The sequence below is a fragment of the Ruegeria marisflavi genome (assembly GCF_025673445.1).
Taxonomy (GTDB): domain Bacteria; phylum Pseudomonadota; class Alphaproteobacteria; order Rhodobacterales; family Rhodobacteraceae; genus Ruegeria_B; species Ruegeria_B marisflavi.
Genome location: NZ_JAOVQN010000060.1, coordinates 1 through 2,822 on the forward strand (window position 1 = coordinate 1; position 2,822 = coordinate 2,822).

A 2,822-nucleotide genomic window follows, 5' to 3' on the forward strand; every position below is an offset into this window, starting at 1 on the left:
GTCTGCTCATGCAGCACAGCTACCACGCTGGATTCACAAGATGAATCCCTCTCAGGATTTGTGCAACAGAGCCGGTTGTAACCGGCATAGCCACCACGCCGCCAGAGCGCCTTCACCGGACGGTTACCGAAAATCGGGGGCCTCCTGAATTCAATGCTGAGTAAAAGGCTCAGCCCTTGGCGCGGCTCTTTCTGCGGCGCGCGATGGCACCCAATGCGCCGAAGCCGGACAGCAGCAACAAGCCAGCCGCAGGAACCGGCACAGGGGCGACGGCACCGTAGGAAATGTTGTCAAAGCCACCATCTTCTCCTCCGGCAATCACATTAAAGGATACCGACGTAAACGCCGTGCCTGATGTGAATCCAAAGAACGAATTCACGACGCCGTTAACCACGGGAAGTGTATACGTGTTGCCATTGATAACGACGCGCGTACGCTCTTCAAAATCGTTGAACCCAAAAAGATCGACACCAAAGGCGGTGATCGCCGTGTCAAAAATGTAGGTGAACATGTCACCGGGGAGACCGACGCCGCGAACAAACGCAGACCCGTTGACAGAATGGCTGTCAGCACCGTCCGCGTCGATTTTCAGAATACTGTTGTTCAGTGTCGTCGCGATCGAGAAGTCACCGACATCAAAGGTTGTTGCCGCCAGGGAAACATCGGACGTAAAGCCGTTGAATGTTTCAGTGGTCAGCGAAGCAGTGGCCGCTTCGAAAGCTGTCCTGTCGCTGTATTGTGTTGTGGCGCTTGCAGCGCCGGCCAGTACCGAAAAAGCAACGGCTAAAACGAGTTTCATGTGAGTTCCCCCAGAAATGTGAATGTCAAAACGTGTTGGTTTTGCATGAGATGACGCATCAGCAAAAAAAGCCCATCCAGCCTGCATGATGCTAGACAGTCAGCGCCACAAAGCAAACACAATTTTGCCATTTTGTCAGAATTCGGACAGGAAAATGCCCTATTGTTCTGAAAATCGAACTAATAACTGTATTTCAAGATAACAGTTTTGGATTCGAGTTAAGCTTTGGTCAACGCGGTGCCGCGTTTTGTTGATTTGCCCCAATGGCTTGGGAATCGCAGGGTTGCGCCTGCTTCCAATACATTCGTTGGCCGGGGTAAACCCCGTGATCACTCATTCTGAAAAATGAAAAAGCCCCCGAAATTCGGGGGCTTCCTGAATTCAATGCTGAGTAAAAGGCTCAGCCCTTGGCGCGGCTCTTTCTGCGGCGCGCGATGGCACCCAATGCGCCGAAGCCGGACAGCAGCAACAAACCAGCAGCAGGAACCGGAACAGCGGAAACCCGGAACGCATAGTTGGTGTTGCCGTAGTTCTGGCCGAGATAGCCGAAGTTATCGCGGACATAGGCCGATGTTTCGCCAAACCCGTTGTACAGGCCATCAAGACCGCCATTGGCTGCGTTCTGTGCAACTCTTTGCTCCGGACCGCTTGTCCATCTTCGCTCCATAATGGCTTCGATGAACCAGAAATCCTCCGTCGCTCAAACCCTTAAATCTGTCCGGTAGGTGCTGACGTCAGACAACCACCATTTGAAAGCCCTGTAACCGACAAAAATCGGTTACTTGTTTCAGTCGGAGGGACTATCTGAAAGGCCCCCCCCTGCCGCGCTGCCGTCAGCATTGTAAACGCGCCTGATTACGTCACTGTAATACTGCCCTGAAACATCGGTGCGAGGCTCGATCCAAACAGCGACAAAGCCTCCGCTGTTCAACTCCGCAATTTCAAACGAAGGCAAGCCACCACCGCCCTCATGTATGTGAACTGAAAATTCGTTCCTCACTGTACTTCCATCAGAGTGGAAGCGCTGACCGAGGATTGAGGAGCTAAGACCGGTAGATGGATCACTTTCCCAAAAAACTGTAAAACCGCCATCCCCAAATCCAACGACAGACGTAGACAGATTCCTTGGAACGATGGTTGTCTCAACCCGTATTTCAGGGCCTACTGGGTTATTGAACGCGTCATAGACTTGTGCAAAGACACCAGAACAATCGCCCATAGGGTCATATTCGGTTCTGGCTACTACGAAACTGCCATCGACTAGATCCGCTACAGCAAAATGGCTTACGAGGGATGCAGCACCTTCTGTTGTTGGATTAATTTCAAACTCACCGCCAACGGGGCTACCAGTTGCGTCGTACCTACGCCCAAAAAAATCTTGTTGCGCTTCCGGCAATGGTATCCAAGCTTGACCACAATGCCAAAAATCCGCCGTCACTCATACTTGCGATGGCGCGAATGTTCTGATGGCCTTCGCTCTGCGAATTGACCTGAAACTCATCACCGATTGGCAACCCGTCACTAGAATAGATTTTGGCGAAGGCGCCGTATTCGTCCCCGTCCTGACCTCTTGAGTTCCAGGCCGTGACATAACTCCCATCGCGCAATGCGGCAACGAGAGGCGACGTTTGGTTGTCTAAAGAACAGGTGTTTACCTGAAACTCTCCGATGGAAGGTAAAGCAACGAGCGTCATTTGAAAAAACCTCGCCTGTCAAAACTCCTAAGGCGTACCATGAGCTGGCAGCACACGTAAACGTCTAGGGCTTTGGGTTCATGGAACTCTCTGCTTTTGGCTGAGCCGAGCAAGAAGCACCCGGAAGGCAAGGATCGCTTTGGCCTTTCGAATTCGTCTTGCACTCGCGTTTGGAGCGACGAGCGCTGTAGCGCTCTGTTGCAGAAACGCTTGCCGAAAGAAGGTGCAAGACAGCGACGCAAAGCGCGTGCTCACTAGGGTCTGTTGAGATTCACTTTGAGTTCAGGAGAGCGGCGCAGGCATTGATGATTGCCGTAAAGCTGAGGTCT

The 2,822-nt window shown here is 52.3% G+C and carries 3 protein-coding genes; all 3 read right to left on the reverse strand.

What is annotated here, in order from left to right:
* Positions 1-169 precede the first annotated feature (169 nt).
* The 3 genes from OEZ49_RS22915 to OEZ49_RS22925 all read right to left on the reverse strand — a co-directional run bounded on the left by OEZ49_RS22915 (position 170) and on the right by OEZ49_RS22925 (position 2,493).
* Positions 170-799: a VPLPA-CTERM sorting domain-containing protein gene (locus tag OEZ49_RS22915; RefSeq protein WP_263390458.1), complete on the reverse strand. Its 630-nt coding sequence runs from the start codon at positions 797-799 to the stop codon at positions 170-172.
* Between the two features lie 400 nt (positions 800-1,199).
* Positions 1,200-1,466 (reverse strand): VPLPA-CTERM sorting domain-containing protein, encoded by a 267-nt coding sequence (locus tag OEZ49_RS22920; protein WP_263390459.1) that lies wholly within the window; start codon positions 1,464-1,466, stop codon positions 1,200-1,202.
* A 694-nt stretch (positions 1,467-2,160) separates the two neighbouring features.
* Entirely contained in the window at positions 2,161-2,493 is a 333-nt protein-coding gene (locus OEZ49_RS22925; RefSeq protein ID WP_263390460.1) for a hypothetical protein, read from the reverse strand.
* Between the last annotated feature and the right edge of the window lie 329 nt (positions 2,494-2,822).